This window comes from Streptomyces phaeolivaceus (assembly GCF_009184865.1).
GTDB lineage: Bacteria > Actinomycetota > Actinomycetes > Streptomycetales > Streptomycetaceae > Streptomyces > Streptomyces phaeolivaceus.
This window is the reverse complement of record NZ_CP045096.1, coordinates 4,060,087-4,077,785: the sequence shown is the minus strand read 5'-3', so window position 1 is coordinate 4,077,785 and position 17,699 is coordinate 4,060,087. Positions and strand designations below refer to the sequence as shown.

General features: G+C 70.6%; 14 protein-coding genes and 2 pseudogenes. 10 read left to right on the top strand and 6 right to left on the bottom strand.

Annotated features, from left to right (window positions below; genetic code table 11):
- Window positions 1-14 precede the first annotated feature (14 nt).
- Window positions 15-680, bottom strand: coding sequence for a TetR/AcrR family transcriptional regulator (locus F9278_RS19055; protein WP_152169434.1), 666 nt, complete (start codon window positions 678-680; stop codon window positions 15-17).
- A gap of 134 nt (window positions 681-814) precedes the next feature.
- Between F9278_RS19055 and F9278_RS19050 the strand changes: the two genes are divergently transcribed.
- From F9278_RS19050 to F9278_RS19035, 4 genes and pseudogenes are all read left to right on the top strand, one after another.
- The gene (locus F9278_RS19050) at window positions 815-1,729 is read left to right on the top strand and encodes an SCO6745 family protein (protein WP_152169433.1); all 915 of its coding nucleotides are present in this window, start codon (window positions 815-817) and stop codon (window positions 1,727-1,729) included.
- A gap of 226 nt (window positions 1,730-1,955) precedes the next feature.
- Window positions 1,956-2,423, top strand: a pseudogene (locus F9278_RS19045) (HNH endonuclease family protein); the annotation flags it as partial.
- Between the two features lie 120 nt (window positions 2,424-2,543).
- The gene (locus F9278_RS19040) at window positions 2,544-3,314 is read left to right on the top strand and encodes an HNH endonuclease family protein (protein WP_389352883.1); all 771 of its coding nucleotides are present in this window, start codon (window positions 2,544-2,546) and stop codon (window positions 3,312-3,314) included.
- Between the two features lie 52 nt (window positions 3,315-3,366).
- Entirely contained in the window at window positions 3,367-3,885 is a 519-nt protein-coding gene (locus tag F9278_RS19035; protein ID WP_152169432.1) for an NUDIX domain-containing protein, read from the top strand.
- Here F9278_RS19035 and F9278_RS19030 read toward each other — a convergent pair.
- From F9278_RS19030 to F9278_RS19015, 4 genes are read right to left on the bottom strand one after another with little or no spacing between them, the layout of a single operon-like run.
- Complete coding sequence (locus F9278_RS19030; protein ID WP_152169431.1) at window positions 3,880-4,410, bottom strand: hypothetical protein; 531 nt, start codon at window positions 4,408-4,410, stop codon at window positions 3,880-3,882. The two genes, F9278_RS19035 and F9278_RS19030, sit on opposite strands and share 6 nt — an antisense overlap.
- A gap of 2 nt (window positions 4,411-4,412) precedes the next feature.
- Window positions 4,413-6,572 carry a hypothetical protein gene (locus F9278_RS19025; RefSeq protein ID WP_226966809.1) on the bottom strand — a complete coding sequence of 720 codons (2,160 nt, stop codon included), beginning with the start codon at window positions 6,570-6,572 and terminating at the stop codon, window positions 4,413-4,415.
- Window positions 6,569-8,377 carry a hypothetical protein gene (locus F9278_RS19020; RefSeq protein WP_152169430.1) on the bottom strand — a complete coding sequence of 603 codons (1,809 nt, stop codon included), beginning with the start codon at window positions 8,375-8,377 and terminating at the stop codon, window positions 6,569-6,571. Before F9278_RS19020 ends, F9278_RS19025 begins: the two co-directional genes overlap by 4 nt.
- Window positions 8,374-9,867: a tyrosine-type recombinase/integrase gene (locus F9278_RS19015; RefSeq protein WP_226966808.1), complete on the bottom strand. Its 1,494-nt coding sequence runs from the start codon at window positions 9,865-9,867 to the stop codon at window positions 8,374-8,376. The genes F9278_RS19020 and F9278_RS19015 overlap by 4 nt, the downstream gene beginning before the upstream one ends.
- Before the next feature lie 77 nt (window positions 9,868-9,944).
- On the opposite strand from F9278_RS19015, the pseudogene F9278_RS19010 reads away from it, so the two are divergent.
- Window positions 9,945-10,208, top strand: a pseudogene (locus F9278_RS19010) (HNH endonuclease family protein); the annotation flags it as partial.
- 33 nt (window positions 10,209-10,241) lie between these two features.
- Here the strand turns inward: F9278_RS19010 and F9278_RS19005 are convergent.
- Window positions 10,242-10,997 carry a hypothetical protein gene (locus F9278_RS19005; protein WP_152169429.1) on the bottom strand — a complete coding sequence of 252 codons (756 nt, stop codon included), beginning with the start codon at window positions 10,995-10,997 and terminating at the stop codon, window positions 10,242-10,244.
- A gap of 210 nt (window positions 10,998-11,207) precedes the next feature.
- Between F9278_RS19005 and F9278_RS19000 the strand changes: the two genes are divergently transcribed.
- The 5 genes from F9278_RS19000 (at window position 11,208) to F9278_RS18980 (ending at window position 17,698) form a co-directional block, all read left to right on the top strand.
- Window positions 11,208-13,235, top strand: a complete 2,028-nt coding sequence (locus F9278_RS19000) for an N-6 DNA methylase (protein ID WP_152169428.1) — start codon at window positions 11,208-11,210, stop codon at window positions 13,233-13,235.
- A 208-nt stretch (window positions 13,236-13,443) separates the two neighbouring features.
- A complete protein-coding gene (locus F9278_RS18995; protein WP_152169427.1) occupies window positions 13,444-14,064 on the top strand; it encodes a hypothetical protein in 621 nt (206 codons plus the stop codon).
- 44 nt (window positions 14,065-14,108) lie between these two features.
- Entirely contained in the window at window positions 14,109-15,602 is a 1,494-nt protein-coding gene (locus tag F9278_RS18990; protein WP_264300216.1) for a serine/threonine-protein kinase, read from the top strand.
- A 323-nt stretch (window positions 15,603-15,925) separates the two neighbouring features.
- A complete protein-coding gene (locus F9278_RS18985) occupies window positions 15,926-16,594 on the top strand; it encodes a SurA N-terminal domain-containing protein (protein ID WP_152169426.1) in 669 nt (222 codons plus the stop codon).
- Between the two features lie 87 nt (window positions 16,595-16,681).
- Complete coding sequence (locus tag F9278_RS18980; RefSeq protein WP_152169425.1) at window positions 16,682-17,698, top strand: nucleoside triphosphate pyrophosphohydrolase; 1,017 nt, start codon at window positions 16,682-16,684, stop codon at window positions 17,696-17,698.
- Window position 17,699 lies beyond the last annotated feature (1 nt).

Here is a 17,699-nt window from a genome sequence, read left to right as displayed (position 1 = left end):
GGTGGGGGCTCGGGTCAGGGGGCGGGTGGCGCGGTCGGGAACAGCAGGTCCGTGGCCGTGCGGAACACCTCCTCGGGGTCCTGGTCGCCCACGACCCCGGCGAGGTTGCCGCTGAGCAGCAGCGTGGCGAAGCCGTGGGAGAGGGACCAGGCGGCGATACCGGCCAGCCGGGGGTCGGTGTCGCGGGCGTCCACGGCGTCCAGGGTCCCGGGGCGGGCGTGGGTGACGGCGGTGCGCAGTTGCTCGCGTGACAGGGCGCGGGCGGTGGTCAGTTCGAGGTCGTCCTCGCGCAGCAGCTCCGGCCGGAACATCACCTGGAAGTGCGCGGGGTGCTCGCGCGCGAAGCGGACGTAACGCACGCCCGCGTCCTTCAGGTCCCCGGCCTCCGCGAGCGTGGCCGCCAGCAGCCCGTGCCCCTCCGCCGCGATGGCGGTCAGCAGGCCCGTGCGGTCCTTGAAGTGATGGGCCGGCGCGGCATGGGAGACCCCCGCGCGGCGGGCCAGATCCCGCAGGCTCAGCGTGGAGGGCCCGTCGGCGGCGATGGCGTCGAGCGCGGCGCGCAGGATCGCGCGGCGGAGGTCGCCGTGGTGGTAGGGGCGGTCGGGCCGCGAGGCCGGTGAGGGCTGTGCGGCCTGTGCGGCCTGGTCCGGCTGGTGATCGGCCGTGGTGTCGCGAGGCATGGACACAGCGTAGGTCCCTTGCGGCCCTTCAATCTAGTCGTTGACAAGTTCGACGGTGATCGGGCAATCTAGTCAATGTCAAGTTCTGGCCCGGTCGCCGCTGCGGCCGGAGAGAGCGGCAGGGAGGATGCGCCATGCCCGAGACCGAGACCGAGTGCGGCAGTGGAAGCGAAGTCGAGCGCGACACCGTGGACCTGGGCGAGGTGCGCCGTATGTGGCACCTGCTGGAGCCCCTGCACGCCGTGCTCTACTACGCGCCGGAGGCCTTCGAGGAGGCGGCGTCGCTGGGGTACGCCGTGGTGGAGCGATGGCCGAGCTACTTCCCGTACCGGGCGGCACCCCTGGGCGCCGTCGGGGCCGAGCGGACGGCCTCCGCCTTCTACGGCGTCAGTCCCCGCAGGGTCGAGGAGCACATCGAGCCGGCCTGGAACACGGCGACACCGGACGCCGTCCTGGAGGCCCGGGACCGGGCGATCGACCGTGTCTACCGCGCGATACTCGGCGACCGTGTCCACAGCGCCGAACTCGCCGAGGCCGCCGCGCCGGCCCGCCGCGCCGCCGGGTTCGCGAACACCGCGGGCCGCCCCCTCGCCGCGGCCAACGCCGAGCTGCCCTGGCCCGGACCCGCGCACCTCCAGCTCTGGCGGGCGGCCACGATCCTGCGGGAGCACCGGGGCGACGGCCATCTCGCCGCGCTGCTGACCGCGGGCCTCGACCCCACCGAGTCCCTCGTCTCCTTCGCCGCGACAGGCGCCGCCCCGGTGGAGCGTTTCGACAGCCGGGGCTGGAGCCCGGAGGAATGGACGGCCGCCCTCGCCCGCCTCACGGCACGCGGTCTGACCCTTCCGGACGGTACGGCCACGGAGGCCGGCCGGAGCCTGCGCCGACAGGTCGAGCAGCGCACCGACCGCCTGGCCGCCGCGCCCTGGCAGTTCCTCGGCGCCACCGACACCGCCCGACTCGCCGATCTGCTGGGCGAGTTCTGGGTCGCCGTCATCGGCTCGGGCCTCCTGCCGTCGGAGACGACCCTGGGGATAGGCAAGGTGTGAACGGCTTCTGACGGGCCGGAGGGCTCGCTCCGGTCGGGGGACCCCGTCCAGCCGCTCACCTGACTGCCCCCGCACCCCCGGGATACGCCCGGCGCGCACCCGTTGACCTTCGAGGGCCGCCGGGTGCCGGTACGCCGGTGGCCGACGGCGGTTACGGTGTTGAGCAGCTATGACGGGGAACCCGCGCGGGACCGCGTGAGAGCACGGACAACGAAAGGGGTGTCGCGTGGCGCGTCTGAGGGGTGGGGTCGCCGTCGTCGCTCTGGTGCTGGTCACCGCGACCGGTTGTGAACTGGACAGCACGGGAGGCTCGGCCGGACCGCAGGAGAACCCCCGCGGCGGGGGCGGCGGCGCCGCGCTGGCCGCGGCGGAGGCGCTGACCGTGAAGGGGAGGGCGCCCAAGACCGGTTACGACCGCGACGAGTTCGGCAGCCCCTGGGCCGACACGGACTCCAACAGCTGCGACACCCGCGACGACATACTCAAACGCGACCTGGACGACGTGAGGTTCAAGGACGGCGACTGCACGGTGGTCTCGGGCGTGCTCGACCCGGACCCGTACACGGGCGGGGACGTGTCGTACGTCCGGGGCCGCAGCAAGGTCGACGTGGACCACATCGTGGCCCTCTCGGACGCCTGGCAGAAGGGCGCCCAGAAGTGGGACGACAGCAAGCGGATAGCGCTGGCCAACGACCTTATGTTGGCGGTGTAGATGTCTCACGGTGATGTGTCTCAGGTGCGGGGCGGCCGAGTTCTTGGGCGGTGTCTCACGCGCGGCGCTCTCTCGCCGGACGGCCGCCGGAGGGGGTATGACGTGACGGAACGACCGTTCCGGGCTTCTCGTGGCCGTGCTGTCGGCGTCGCACTGACTCTCGGGGTGGCCTTGGCAGGCTGTACGGGAAGCGGCTTGCCCGCCGAGAGCGGCCCGTCGGGCGAGGGCACGTCCAGCGGGTGGGGAATCAGCCCTTTGGCCAATCCGGACGGTACGAGGCCAGGGCTGGCAGCGATCTCAGCCGATGAAGACAAGGTGGCGGCACGTGAGTTGATCTCCAAGCTGTCCACCAAGGGGCGGGGACCGAAGACGGGGTACGCCCGCGACGAGTTCGGCTACGCCTGGATGGACACGGCGGACGGTGTGCCGCTGGCCCGGAACGGCTGCGATACCCGGAACGACTTGCTGAAACTCAATGGCCGGGAAGTCGAGTTCCGTACCGGCTCGGACTGCGTGGTCGTGTCGATGACGCTGCACGATCCTTACACCGGCAAGGACATCGCCTGGAAGAAGGCGAAAGCCACCGAGGTGCAGATAGATCACGTGGTGCCACTCTCGTACGCCTGGCAGATGGGCGCGGCCCGCTGGGACAAGCAGAAGCGGCAGCGCCTGGCCAACGACGTGCTCAATCTTCTGCCGGTGTCGGGCTCCACGAACTCCGCCAAGCGGGACTCGGGGCCGGCGTCCTGGCTGCCGCCCAGCAAGACGATTCGATGCTCATACGCGGTTCGCTTCGCGCAGGTCGCGGAGAAGTACGAGCTTTCCGTGACGGCGGCGGACAAGAGCATGATGCTCAAGCAGTGTGGCGGTTGAGCGGCAGGCTGCTCAGTAGGCACTGTCAGAGCCGTGTGGAACTGTGTGCGCCATGGGTGAACTGGTGGAGCAGGTCGACGATCAGGATCGAGTACTGAGAGTTGTCGAGCGTGGTGAGGCCATCAGGAGTGGGTGGCTGCACCGCGTTGCGACGACCGTCTGTCGCCGCCCCGACGGCAGGATCCTGGTGCATCGACGGCCGCAGACCATGTCCCGGTTCCCCGGCCAGTACAACTGGCTCGTGGGCGGGGCCGTGGACGTCGGCGAGTCTTACGAGGAGGCGGCTGCGCGGGAGCTCGCCGAGGAGTTGGGTGTCAGTGCCTCACCGCAGTTCGTCTTCAAGTACCTGTGCCGGGGTGCTATCAGTCCCTATTGGATGGGGATCCATGAAGTGGTGATCGAGGGAGAGGTCGTTGTCGACCCGTCGGAGATCGCCTGGCACGAATGGCTCACTCCTCAGGAGTTCCTGGAGGCGAGACAGCAATGGAACTTCGTGGAGGACGGTGTCGAGGCCTTGAGGCTCTACCTCCGGCGGCACAAGGTACGGCCGGGATGGTCTGATGAATCATGACTGGGCCGACCGCGACCCGGCGGATGTCGGGGATTTCCGCAGCTGCTTCACCACTCCGTGCTGGTCCTCGGCGAGTTGGGCTCGCAGCTGGTGTGCGTCCGCTTCCAGCTCGGCGTTCCTGAGCGTGAGGATCTGGATCTGGTTCGCGTACGCCGTGACGGTGGCACGCAACTCCCGGATCTCGGCGCCCTTCTCCCGGCGGAGTTCCCGCTCGGACTGTTTCAGGCGCGCGACTTCCTGCCTGAGCTCGTCGGACTCAGGACGCCTGGCCTCGGGCGAGCTGAGAATCCCCTTGATGACTGCCGCGACGGGAGAGCGGTAGTACGAGGCTCGGGAGACGCCTGCCTCGGCGGCGATGTTCACTGCCGAGGTACGGCCGTCAGTGATCTCGGGACGGCCGAGCATGAGCCGCTCGAAGGCACGCATGATCTGTTGGTCGATGTCGGTCAGGCCGGTGTTTTCCCGGGCCAGGCGGGCGAAGGCGGTGCGGACGGCTTGAAGGGTTTCGTCCATGGAGTTGGGCATCGTCAGGTGTCCTCGTGGTCGATCTCGGCGATCAGGCGGGTGAGCGTGGCCAGGTGCTCGGCGATGGCCAGTTGCTGGAACTGCGGGAGGCCGGCGGCCTCGCCGAGTTCGGCCCGAGCCATGTCGTGTGCTCGTTCCAGGCGGGGCAGGTGGACGGCGGAGCGGCGTGAGTTGGGGCAGTTCATGCACATGTCGAGCATGGGGACGGGGCGTCCCAGCGGCTTGGCTCGCTTGCGACACACAGCCGTCTCCGACTGGTAGAAGCAGTCGTTCAGCACACCTAAGTGCAGGGTCTTCGTCAGGTGGTGCAGCAGCGTCCTCAGCCGGGAGGGGCTGGCCACCACACCTGGCAGGTCGCCGAGTTCGCTGCGGATGCGGTCGAACTCGGCCTCGATGCGCCGGGCGGCGCCGCCCGCTGAGGCGCCGCCGTCGTTCCAGTCGTGGTAAAGGTCCTCGACATAGTCGAGTTTGGCCACGGCCTCCTCGGCGGCGACCTCGTCGGCGAAGCCGGAGGCGGAAGTTCCCGCGTATCCCTCGAACATGGTGATCGCGGCGTGCTTGTACTGGCGGGCGCCCGCGACCACGCCGAAGGGCTGGTGGGCGATGTGCCAGGCGAGGGTCCGGCGGAACTGCCGGGTGTCGAAGGCCCATGGAAGAGCTGTGGACTCTGCCACCGCTGCCTCTACCGCAGTGTCGTTTGGAACCGCGTCGTCGGTGATCGGGTCGGCACCGGGCGGTGGCGCTGCCGTGATCGTGGGTACGTAGAGCCCCTCCGGTGTGCTGAACAGCTCGTTGAGATGGTCACGGAAAGCCCGGATGCGGCGCGGCATGTTGCTGAGTAGCACGTACCCGTTGTGGCCGCCGCCGTGGTAGCCGAAGAGGTGGCCGGGGTCGTTGTTGATCTCGCGGAGTACGGCGACGGCCTGGTGGACGACATCCAGCACGACCCATTCGGCTTCCTCCCCGCTGAGTTCGCGCCCCTTGCCCTTGTAGACCCGGCCCCGGAGTTTGTACCGGGTCCGTCCGTCGGCTCCGCGCTTGGTGAGGGCGCAGTCCCGGCCCAGCTCACGCACCTCCATATCCCGCATCCCCGACAAGTAGGCGATGACGATCCAGCAGGCCGTGCGCAAGAAGGACAGCTCGTTGGCCAGGGTGAAGGGGCTGAACCTCGGCCGCCAGGGGCCACCCGAGCCGGGCCACGGCGACATCGGTGTCTTGAGCCCGCCCTCCTCGTAGCCGATTTCTTTCCCGGCCTCGACCACGAGCGCAAGCACGTGTGACGTCTTGGCGACACCGGCGAGGAGGGACACGAGTCGGTGGTTGGGCGCTTGGGGCACGCCGTCGACGACGACGGCGCCGGGCACGGTGTGGGCTGTCCCGAGCGGTACTGCGGGGATGCCCCGCCCGGCCTCGCGCCGTTCTGTGATGAAGGACAGCACGCGTTCCCGTGCCTGGCCCTGCACCAGACGGCGGCCGTTGCGCGCCGCTTCGAGTGCGGCGATCTCCTTCTGGGTGGCGAGGATGTCCCCGCTCGCCGTCTCCACGTAGAAGATTGCCGCTCGCAGCAGGGGAGCGAGGACCTCCTCAGGGATGCGGGGCGTGGTGTTCTCGCCCTTCACGCGCTGGAGTCCGACGACACCGTAGGCGCTCCGGCCGTTCCACGGCAGGACGCCCAGCCTGTCCTCGGACAGGAACGGTCCGTGGGCCGACAAGTGCTTCAGGAAGGTCACGTTGCGAACCGCGGTGTGTGGGCTGCTCTTCCACCTCTTCAGCGCGGCGTCCAGGTGGGTGTGGTCCACGTCGGGTAGCCGTGGGGCGCCCACTGCCTGCAGATCGTCCATGACGACGATGAACGTGCGCAGCTCGGTGGCTGCCGTCGTCGCCTTGAGCGGCCCCAGGCCCAGCGAACCCCGGCTCAGACGGGAGGCGATGTACTCCTTCGCCGCGCGTCGCGTCACAGAATCGACGATCTGCGTGAAGTCGAGCCGCCACGTCCGCCAGGTGCGGGGGAGTACGCACCGTAGGTCCCAGATGTCCTCGGCCAGGCGCGGGCCACGGTTCGGTAGCCCGCCCGTGAGGCGCTTGGGGAGCACGAACTCCGCGGAGTCCCCGGACGGAGCCAGGTCCTGCTGCTCCGACCTGGGGTGGGGGACGCCAGTCACGAGATGACCTCCAGAAAGGACGAAGGCAGGAGCAAGCGATCACCATCGGCCTCGGTGATGGCCTGGGCCGTGGCGATCTGTCGCGCACTGAAGCGGGCACGGACACCATGGACGATGCGATCCCATGCGAGGCCGAACCGTGCGTCCCACTCGGCGGTGGGGTATTCCTCGCGCTGCCGCTCCAGGAAGTCCAGGAAGGACAGCAGGCTCGGCAGGTGACGGCTGGTGAACACCGCGTTCGGGCACTCCAGACAGCCCCAGGCCGGGACCGGGCAGGCGGCTCCCGGCTTTCGGGCGAACGGGGAGGCGAAGAAGTCGCGGCAGGAGGCAAGCCACACGTCCTGCTCACCGGAGAGTGCCGACTCGATCTCCTGCGCGCTCAGCGCGGCCTCACCGTCGTCGAGTCGACCACCGGCGTCCGAGAGCACCACCGGCGGGGCCAGAGCCGCGCCGAGCGCCTGTTCAAGACCTGCCTCCACCGCCTGCTCGTGCGTCTCCTTGTGGGCATCGATGTCGGCGTAGTGCTTCGCCGCGACCGGCCGGGTGTGACCGGATGCGAAGTCCTCCAGCACCCCGCCGGCCCGCAGGTACTGCCGGGACTTGACGGTCTTGCGTACCCGGCGCAGGTCAAGGGCGACGGGTTTGCCGTTGCTGTCGGTGAGGCGGTCGAGCCCCCGCCTGGACATCCACTCCCGGGTCGCGCCCGACCATGGGGTCAGCCCGTCAAAGGGTGCGCGTGCTTGTCCGTGGCTGCTGACGTCGCACCAGAGCGCGTCGGTGCCGACCAGATCACGTGTCCCCTTCGTGAGACGCAAGGCCAGCCGGATCACGCCGCCGGGAAAGCGCAGCGAGCCGCCGTCGGAGACCCTGATCGTCTTGTGCGTCGAGCCCGGGGCACGCTTCTTGACGTAGGTGACGCTGACGAAGCCGCGTGCCGGGCTGACCAGGCAGTCTGAGCGCAACTGCCGGAGGCTCTCGGGTTCCATACCCGTCTGGCAGGCCAGCAGGAGCAGGAAAGGCACCAGGTCCCGTGCAGTGAGGTGGAGACGACTGTTGAGCTCCGGCCTGCCGCCCAAGGGGCGCAGGATCTTGTACGAGACGTCGTCGGCGGTCAACGGCCCGTGGCGGGCGATGTACCAGAGGACGTTCTCCACTCGGTCCCAGCCGTGCTGACGTGGGTCACGGCCGGTGGCTGCCAGCTTCTCGCCCTCCAGGATCCGGTCGCGGATGCGGGCGATGTCGTCCCGGGCGGCACTCTCCAGCGCGTCCAGCACCGGGAAGGGATACGCGTCGAGCGGGTTCGTCGCCCGGTGGGCCGAGGCCGATGTGAATCCCAGCCGCGCATGAAAGGCCGCGTCGAAGGCGTCGGGGTGCGCCTCGTGCACCAGCTTCAGCAGCCGCACGAGGTACGTCATGGTGAGGTAAGGCTCCTTGCTCCGCTCTCCGTATTGGACGATCAGCTTCTGCTCGAACGTGTCCAGGAGGTCGGGGGGCAGGTCACTGAGGTGCAGGTCAGCGGCAGCCGCAGGCAATGCTGCGGCGGTGAACTCGACGAACTCACGGATGCGCCTGACGACGTAGCGGACGCCGTTGCGGTCACGCATGGTGCCGGGGCTGCTGATGACATCGGCGAGGGCACCGGCCAGGGCGCGGGTGAGACGCGGACATGGAAGCTCCGACAGATCGATGTGCTCGGGAGTTCCGTCCAGATCCACGGCGAAGACCACGGGGCCGATCGACGGTACGGGGTCCGTGGACGCAAGGGCGCTGACCTCGGCGGGGAAGCGGACGCGGCGCGGACTCACCGGGACTCCTCCGTTTCCGGGCGGACCTGTTCGAAGGCGGCGGCCTGTTCGTCCCAGTCGTCGAGAGCCGCAAGGACGATCTCCTGGGCCTCGTCCAGCACGTCCAGGTAGGTGTAGACCGTCGCCTCGTGACGGTGGCCGAGCAGCAACTGGAGCCTGCGCAGGGGGTTGCCGATGAGCAGGCGCTTCACCTCGGCGTGCGTGAACCGCCGGTCCTCCCGCATGCCGAGCGCCCGGACGGTCTGCCGCAGCAGAAGCCCCAGCATGTGGACGGCGAAGGAATGCCGCAGGGTGTGCGGGTGGACATCGAAGTCAAGGCCGAGAGCTGAGCACCGCTCGTTCGCCCTCCGGAACACCGACTGCCAGGTGCTGCCGCGCAACGGCAGCCCGTTCTCCCCCAGCCACAGCCACAGGGGTCCGCTCGCGCGGCCGTGGCTGTCGACCTGCAGGAGCCGTGCCCGGTCCGCCGTGCCGATCCGCGAGTACGACCAGCTTGTGCCGGACTCGAGCGCCAGGGCGTGCCGGTTCGCCCGGCGCACCGGAAGCCGATCCGCGCACGCCTCGTACACCCCCTCGACGCGCCGCCGCTGCATGAGCTCGTCCCTCTCGATGACGACGTAGTGGTGCAGGTCGCGGGCGACCCGGGGGCGGACATACACCGTCCGTGCCCTGTTGCGCTTGGCCACGGCGGCCGAGACAGTGATGTCGCCGAGCACACGTCTTCCGGTGACCGGCGGCAGTTCCGCCGTCAGCAGGCTCGTGGCTTCGCCCAGGCGCATGCCGGTACAGATCAGCAAGTCGGCGAAGAGGGCGTTGCGTTCGCCGTTGCGTCCCCGCCAGGCGGGATCGGGGGAGCCGTCCGGTAGCAGCCCCCGCAGGCCGATGTCCCGCCAGAGCATGAAGTCCTCGTGCGACAGGAACCTGATCGGCTGCCGGGGCACCTCGGGCTCAGCGGCGGCGTTGACCCGAACCCGCTTCGGCCCCTGCGGCGACACCACGGTCTTGTCGACGTACCGGAACGGCTCGGCCGACAGCAGTTCCTCGTAAAGCGACCACTGCACCCACTTGTCGAGGGTGGCGATCGAGCGGTTCCAGGTCGCCACCGACACGCTGCCGGGTCCGCTGGCGTGCAGCCTTACGGCCTTGTACGCGCGCAGGTCCGCGCCGTCCGAGTCCCAGATGGATTTGCCGCCCCGGGACTCGTGGAGAAACCGGCAGTAGAGCATGACGTCAGTGCTGTAGGCGATCCGACTGTTCTCCGACCGCACACCCCAGTTCTCCAGGTCGCGCAGGAAGCGGTTCAGGTGGAGATCGTAGCTGCCGTCGGGGCCGAGGATGAAGGGCCTGCCGTCGTTGGCGCCGACTCGCTGAAGTACGGAGTCTCCGTCGAAGGGAACTGGGTCAGTGGGTGATCCGCCGAGGGTCGTCCGATGCAGCAGCACCGTCGTCTCGGGATCATTGTCAGCTTCATCCGCGTCTGCCGTGTGCAAGTCGCCCTCCCCGTATGAGACATGTTGTACGCGCACATAACGGGACGAGCAGTGAGACAGTTACGGGTGCCGACATAAACGACCCGCTGAACCTGCTCGCGGTCGACTCCGGCACCAACCGCGGCAAGGGCGACGGCGACACGGCCACCTGGCTCCCGCCCGACAAGGGGTACCGCTGCACCTATGTGGCCGCCCAGGTCGCGGTGAAGACGAAGTACGGCCTGTGGGTGACCTCCGCCGAACAGGCCGCCATGAAGCGAGTCCTGACCACCTGCCCCGAGCAGGAACTGCCGACGGGCGGCAACCCGACCGAGGCCCCGGCCCGCTTCCACGCGGACTGAGTCGGTCGCGGTGCCGCCCGGCGGGGGAGCGCGTCAGCTGAAGTCCTCGTCCAGGTCGATGACCTTGCCCTTGGGGGCCTCGGCCGGGACCGGCTCGTTGTAGTCGGTGAAGGCGAGGTCGCCGGGCTCCTTCGCGGACTTGCTGACGACCCGCAGGAGGTACGGCTTGCCCTCGGTCGCGACGTACAGGGTGTAGCGGTCCTTGCCGTCCTTCTCGTCGAGGACGATCGCGGGAGTGCCGCCGGTCTCGGTGGTCTTGCCGCGGGTGGCGTCGGAGTTGACGTCCTCGAAGTCGGCGAGGACGGTGTCGAGGTCGCAGAAGGACGCGAGGTCCTTGGAGTCCTCGGCGGTCGCGGACGTCTTGGCCCACTTGTCGGCGAGCATGTCGACCACCATGTCGGCCTCCTCCTTGGAGGAGCCCTTCGACTGGGCGCGCAGGAACGCCTCGTCGTACTTCATGTAGATGGTGTCGCCGACCTTGATCAGTTCGGCCTCGCCCTCGCCGTTCATGCTCAGCGTGCCGGCGCAGTCGCCCTTCCTGTTCATCGCCATGTCCATCTGGACCTTGCCGCCGGCGGACTCGTCCTGGATCTCGCCCTTCATCCGGAGCGAGTCGGCGCCGGAGGTGGCCTTCATGGCCTTGTCGGAGATCTCCCCGCCGGTCAGCCCGGCGAACGGCCCCTCGGGCTTGTCCTCACCCGGCAGACAACCGGTCAGCGAGAAGGCGGCCGTGGCGGCGACACAGAGAGCGGCGAGTGCGGTGCGACGGGTGCGACGGGTGCGACGCATGGAAGTTCCCCCCTGGGAATGTGACAACGCGGCAGACGTGTGACCACTCGGAGCGGGCGGTCCGTCGTTCGATGGGTCAATGACAGCAGAGGCTGTGAACCGAGTCAACACGGTTCGCAAGGCTGGATGTGTACACGATGTGTATGGGTAGATCTTGCGTGCGTCGGTATGCTCGACGTCACACCACCAGGTACGAGGGGAGCCGGGCGCGTGCAGGGGAACGGGACAGAGGTCACCGCCGCGGATATCGCGCGGCTCGCCGGAGTGGGTCGCGCCGCCGTCAGCAACTGGCGCCGCAGGCATGCCGACTTCCCCAAACCGGTCGGCGGCACCGAGACCAGCCCGGCCTTCGCGCTCGGTGAGGTCGAGGAGTGGCTGCGCGGCCAGGGCAAGCTCGCCGAGGTGCCCCTGAAGGAGCGCGTCTGGCAGCAGGTCGCCGGCCACCCGGAGGGCCCCGTCACCGCCCTGGTGCACGCGGGCTGCGCCCTCCTCCACCTCCACGACCGGCCCCTGGTCTGGCTGGAGTTGAGCGCCGCCACCGACGACGAGGGGCTGTCCCGGACCCTCCCCGAGGCGCTCGGGGCCGTCCTCGCCCCACGCTTCGGCCCGGCTCACGAACCCGCCGTGCCGCGGTTCACGGCCGCCGAGCTGCTGCCCTCGATCCCGCTGCTGCGCGCCGCCACCGAACTCGCCGCCGACCTGGGGGCGAAGCAGACCTTCGAGTTCCTGCTCGCCCGGCACCTCGACGCCAACCCCCGCCAGTACACGCTGACTCCGGGCGAACTGGCCGAGCTGATGGCCGAACTCGCCGGACCCGCCCGCTCGGTGCTCGACCCGGCCTGCGGCACCGGCGCCCTGCTGCGCGCCGTCGCCACCCGCCCCGGCCAGGAGCTGTACGGACAGGACAGCTCCCGCGAACTGGCCGCCCTCACCGCGCTCCGCCTCGCCCTGCGCTCCACGAGCACCATCCGCACGGCCCCCGGGGACAGCCTCCGCGCCGACGCCCACGCACACCTCAGGGCCGAGGCCGTGCTGTGCCACCCACCGTTCAACGAGCGCAACTGGGGCCATGACGAACTCGCCTACGACCCCCGCTGGGAGTACGGCTTCCCGGCCCGTACCGAGTCCGAACTCGCCTGGGTGCAGCACGCGCTGGCCCGTCTGGAGGACGGCGGCACGGCCGTCCTGCTGATGCCGCCGGCCGCCGCGAGCCGCCGCTCGGGGCGCCGTATCCGCGCCGACCTGCTGCGCCGGGGCGCCCTGCGCGCGGTCATCGCCCTGCCGGTCGGCGCGGCACCCCCGTACAACATCCCGCTGCTCCTGTGGGTGCTGCGCCGGCCCGGCAAGGCGTCCGTGCCGCCCGAGTTGCTGCTCGTCGACAGCGGGCGGCTGATGCCCGAGGGACGGAGCGGGTTCGACTGGGCGGCGGTGCGCGCCGCCGTGCTCGACGCCTGGCGGCCGTTCGACCGGACGGGCCGGGTGACGGAACGGCCGGGGCTCAGCCGTTCGCTGCCGGTCATCGAACTGCTGGACGACGACGTGGACCTGGCCCCCGCCCGGCATCTGCCGCCCCCGGCCGCGGGCGGCGGCGCCGACGAACTGGCCGCCGTACGCGAACGCCTGGGCGAGACCCTCCGGTTGACCGCCGACCTGACACCCCCGCTCACCCAGGAGGAGCAGCCCGCGCGCTGGCCGCTCACCACGGTCGGTGAACTCGCGCGCGGGGGAGCCCTGGTGCTGCGCACGGGCGGAACCGGCCCCCACGCGCGCGTGCTCACCGATCACGACGTCCTGTCCGGCACGGCACCCTCGGGAACACTGCCGGAGACCGGCGAGCCCCCCGTGTTCGTGGAACAGGGCGATGTCGTGGTCCCCGTTCTCGGCGGTGGCGGGGTCGCGCGCGTGATCGACGAGGAGACCGCGGGCGCCGCCCTCGGCCGCAACCTCACCCTGCTGCGCCCCGACGGGGACGCGCTCGACGCGTGGTTCGTCGCCGGGTTCCTGCGCGGCACCGCCAACAGCCGCCAGGCCAGCAGCTATGCCTCCACCGCGACCCGCCTCGACGTGCGCCGCCTCCAACTGCCCCGGCTCCCGCTGGACCAGCAGCGGCGCTACGGCGAACGGTTCCGCGCCCTCGCCGCCTTCGAGGACGCCCTCCGCCAGGCCGGCCGCCTCGGCGAACGCCTGGTGCGCGGTATGTACGACGGTCTGACGGACGGTTCGGTCGCCCCGGACTGAGCGGCGGCCGGGCGGGCGCACGGCGGCCCGGCACCACCGACTCCCCCTACGATCACCGCTACCGGACGGAACCGCTCCGCCCGCGGCGGCGTGACCAGCACTGCGGTACTACAACGGTTGTCCACAACCCTGGACCTCATGTCGTGGTCGACCGATACCCTCGGGACGACATCGCACATTCGCTCTCACCAGGCCCTCAGGAGCAGCCATGCAAGGCCACGGCTATGCGCCGACACCGCCCCCCGGCCCCGACCAGGGGGGCCAGGTCACACTCCGTGTGATCTTCGTGGTGGTCGCGGTCATGAGCTGTGGCCTGCTCGCCTGGGCCTGTCTGCTGCGCCTCGCCTCGGTGACCCGCAGGCCGCGCGACTGGTGGCTGTTCGCCCTGGCGCTGCTCCACATCGTCGTGACGCTGTACATCATCGGCACGGACCCGGGCGAGGAGGAGTTCACCACCTGGCGCGGTGACGTCGGCATGTCGCTGCTCTTCGGGGGCCTCGCGGCGATCGTCGCGTACTACCTGTACGCGGACATACGTCACTTCAGCCGCCGGACGGTCCCGCCGTCGCCGTACGCCCGGACCACCGCGTACTCGCAGCAGACCGGGTACAACTCCCAGCAGACCGGGTACAGCTACCCGCCGGTCCAGGTCCCGCAGCCCTACACCCCGGCCCCGCCGGTCCAGCAACCGCCCGTCCAGCACCAGCCCCCGCCGCCGCAGCAGCAGGCGCCCGAGCCGCAGCGCCCCGGTCCGGCCCGTATCGACCAGGTGCGCGCCGAGCTGGACGAGCTGAGCGACTATCTCCGTAAGCACGAAGGAGACCGGTGATCCAGGGGAAGGGCACCGGACGCCTGATCACCGGCCGGTACGAACTGTCCACGCTCATCGGCCAGGGCGGCATGGGGCAGGTGTGGACGGCGTACGACCAGCGTCTGGACCGGCGCGTGGCGGTCAAGCTGCTGCGCCCGGACAAGGTCGCGGGCCAGGAGGCCGACGAGCTGCGCCGCCGCTTCGTGCGCGAGTGCCGGGTCACGGCCCAGGTCGACCACCCCGGACTGGTCACCGTGCACGACGCGGGCAGCGAGGGCGAGGAGCTGTTCCTCGTCATGCAGTACGTCGACGGGGCGGACCTCGCCGACCATCTCGCCGAGCACGACCCGTACCCGTGGCAGTGGACGGTCTCGGTCGCCGCCCAGCTGTGCGCGGTGCTGTCCGCCGTGCACGCGGTGCCGATCATCCACCGCGACCTCAAGCCGCGGAACGTCATGGTGAAACAGGACGGCACGGTCACCGTCCTCGACCTCGGTGTCGCCTCCGTGATGGACACCGACACCACCCGTCTCACGCACACCGGTTCACCCATCGGCAGCCCCGCCTACATGGCCCCCGAACAGGCCATGGGCGGCGCGGTCGGCCCGTACACCGACCTGTACGCGCTCGGTGTGCTGATCCATGAACTGCTCAGCGGGAACGTCCCGTTCACGGGCTCCACCGCCCTCGGCGTCCTCCACCGCCACCTCTACGAGCCGCCGGTCCCCGTCCGCCGACTGCGTCCCGAGGTCCCCGAGAGCCTGGAGGCGCTGGTCCTGAGGCTGCTCTCCAAGGACCCGCAGCACCGCCCGTCCTCCGCGCAGGAGACGTACGAACAGCTCCTTCCGCTGCTCCCCGCGCGCGGGATGCCCACCGGCTCCCCGCTCGACCCCACGCGCCCCTTCCTGCGTCCGCACGCCCCCTGGCCGGACCGCGCCCGCATACCCGCCCCGCAGCCGTCCGCCGCTCCCGACCCCGCGCCCGCCGCCGACAAGCCCGATGTGGCCGGCGCCGTCGACGAGGTCAAGCGGCTCCTCGGAGAGGGCCGTATCACCCAGGCCGTCGACATCCTCGGCGCGATCCTCCCGGCCGCCGCCGCCCAGCACGGCGAGCACTCGCCCGTCGTCCGCACCCTGCGCAAGCAGTACGCGGCCACGCTCATGGACGACGGGCAGTACCGCCGCGCCCTGCCCGAGCTGCGCCGCCTCGCCGACGAGCGCGCCACCGAGGCCGGCCAGGCCGACCCCCAGGCGCTGCGCTTCCGCTACGACTCCGCCCAGTGCCTCGAACAGCTCGGCGAACCGGCGGCGGCCCTCGCCGAGTACCGCTCCCTGCTGCCGTACTTCGAGAACCAGTACGTCGGCGGCGACCCGGAGTTGTCCCTCGACGTCCGCCGCCGCATAGGCCACCTGCTCCTCGCCCTGGGCGACCGCGGCGCCGCCCACGAGACCCTTGGCCGGCTGCTGCTCGACGTGGAGCGGCTGCGCGGGCCGGGCCATCCGCTGGCCGGCGAGGTCCGGCGCACGCTCCAGTGGCTGGGGCAGGTGCGGGGCTGAGCTCGGGCCCTGTCGTCGCATTCCCGTCTGCCTTGCGACGCCATGCACGCACTCTCGACGCACCGGGCCCTGACCCGAGTACATCCAGTACGCGGGACAGGGCCCGGCACGCTGAGAGCACGCACCTGACGCAAGGCCGCCCTCCGGGCGACGACGGGAATGCGACGACAGGGCCCGGGGCGCCGCGCCGGACGTGTGGGGAGGCGGTGCCCGAAGTCCGCGTGAATCGTTGGTCGAATGGCTGGCCGAGAGCTGGGCCACTGCCTAACATCGATCACCGCAAGACTTTGTGCACCGCCGCACAATCTCCTCGGGAGGCCAACTTGCACCGCCGCCGTCGCACCGCGCTCCTCCTCTCCGTCGCGATCACCGCCGCGGCCCCTCTCCTCACCGCCTGCGGAAGCGACGCGCATCCCGGCGCGGCGGCCGTTGTCGGCGACGACCGGATCACGGTCGCGCAGCTGGAGAACCGGGTGAACGAGGTGCGCACCGCCCAGCGCGCCGCGAGCACGGACGAGAGCCAGTACCAGCAGGTCGTCGCCCAGAGCAGCGCCCTCACCCGCAACACCCTGAACAGCATGGTCCTGGAGAAGGTCCTCGACCAGGCGCTCACGGACGCCGACGTGACCGTCACCCGCAAGGAGGTCCAGGGGTACCGCTCGGACCTGGAGGCGCAGGCCGGTGGGGCCGAGGCCCTGGAGACGGCCTATCTGCAGCGCTACAGCGTCGCCCCCGAACAGCTGGACGAGAGCCTCCGCAGCGATGTCGAGGTCCAGAAGCTCTCCGCCGCCCTCGGCGCCGACCTGAACACACAGGAGGGCGGCGTCGCCTTCTGGAAGGCCCTCTCCGAGGCCTCCAAGAAACTCGACGTGGACCTCAACCCCCGCTACGGCAGCTGGGGCGTCGACCCGACGTCCGGCAGGGTCGGCCTGCTGGACGCGAAGACGCCGTGGCTGAAGGAGGTCACCGGGACGGGCTCGCGGTCGGCGTAGCGGACTCAGCGGACTGTTCGAACTGTCCTCGACCCCGGCCTGTGGACAACTTCGGGGGTCGTCCGTGACGTGGGTTACGTTCGTGGGGTGAACGCACACCGCCCCGACGGCGCCCCCGCCCCCACGGCCCCCGAGACCCCGTCCCCCTCGCCCGGCCGAGTCGTCCTGCTCACCACCAGCCACCGGGTCGCGCCCGGCCTGCTGTCCTGGCCGGCCTGGCAGGCACTGCACGGGGCGGACCGCGTCCTCTGCGCGGACGAGGCACATCCCCAGCTCCCCTACCTCCGGGAGGCGGGCATAGCGGTGGAGCGGGCGACCCCGACGGCCGAGGAACTGGTCGACGCCTGCGCCGGCGACCGCACCGTGGTCGTCGTGGCCACCGCCGAGGGCGAACCCGGCCTCACCGACGGCCTCGCCCGCCTCGCCGGCTCCGGCCGCGTCCGGATGCCGTCCCTGGAGCTGCTCCCCGCCTCCTACGACCTCCCCGGCGCCCGCCTCCTCGACCTCGTCCAGGTCATGGACCGCATCCGCGCCGAATGCCCCTGGTCCTCCCGGCAGACCCATGACGGCCTCGCCAAGTACGGCATCGAGGAGGCGTACGAGCTCGTCGAGGCCATCGAGGAGGGCGACCGCGACGAACTCCGCGAGGAGCTGGGCGACGTCCTCCTCCAGGTCGTCTTCCACGCCCGTATCGCCGAGGACGACCCCGACACCCCCTTCTCCATCGACGACGTGGCCGCCGGTATCGTCACCAAGCTCATCCACCGCCACCCGCACGTCTTCGGCGACGCCACGGCCACGACCCCGGAGGAGGTCAAGGCGCACTGGCTCCGCACCAAGGCCGTGGAGAAGCGCCGCGAGTCGGTGACGGACGGCATCCCCCTGGGCCAGCCCGCCCTGGCCCTCGCCACCAAACTCTCCTCCCGAGCCCGCACCGCCGGCCTCACCGTCCCCCCACCCCCCGGCGACGACATCGGCTACGAACTCCTCACCCTCGCCGCCCAGGCCGAATCCAAGGGCCTCGACCCAGAAACAGCCCTCCGAGCAGCCGCCCGCACCTACCGCGACGCGATCCGGGCGGCGGAGGGGCTGGGCACGCGCTGAC

Excerpts from the sequence above, each read along its gene's own strand:
- F9278_RS19055 (WP_152169434.1), bottom strand. The coding sequence starts at position 680 with ATGCCTCGCGACACCACGGCCGATCACCAGCCGGACCAGGCCGCACAG.
- F9278_RS19050 (WP_152169433.1), top strand. The coding sequence starts at position 815 with ATGCCCGAGACCGAGACCGAGTGCGGCAGTGGAAGCGAAGTCGAGCGC.
- F9278_RS19035 (WP_152169432.1), top strand. The coding sequence starts at position 3,367 with ATGGGTGAACTGGTGGAGCAGGTCGACGATCAGGATCGAGTACTGAGA.
- F9278_RS19030 (WP_152169431.1), bottom strand. The coding sequence starts at position 4,410 with ATGCCCAACTCCATGGACGAAACCCTTCAAGCCGTCCGCACCGCCTTC.
- F9278_RS19005 (WP_152169429.1), bottom strand. The coding sequence starts at position 10,997 with ATGCGTCGCACCCGTCGCACCCGTCGCACCGCACTCGCCGCTCTCTGT.
- F9278_RS18995 (WP_152169427.1), top strand. The coding sequence starts at position 13,444 with ATGCAAGGCCACGGCTATGCGCCGACACCGCCCCCCGGCCCCGACCAG.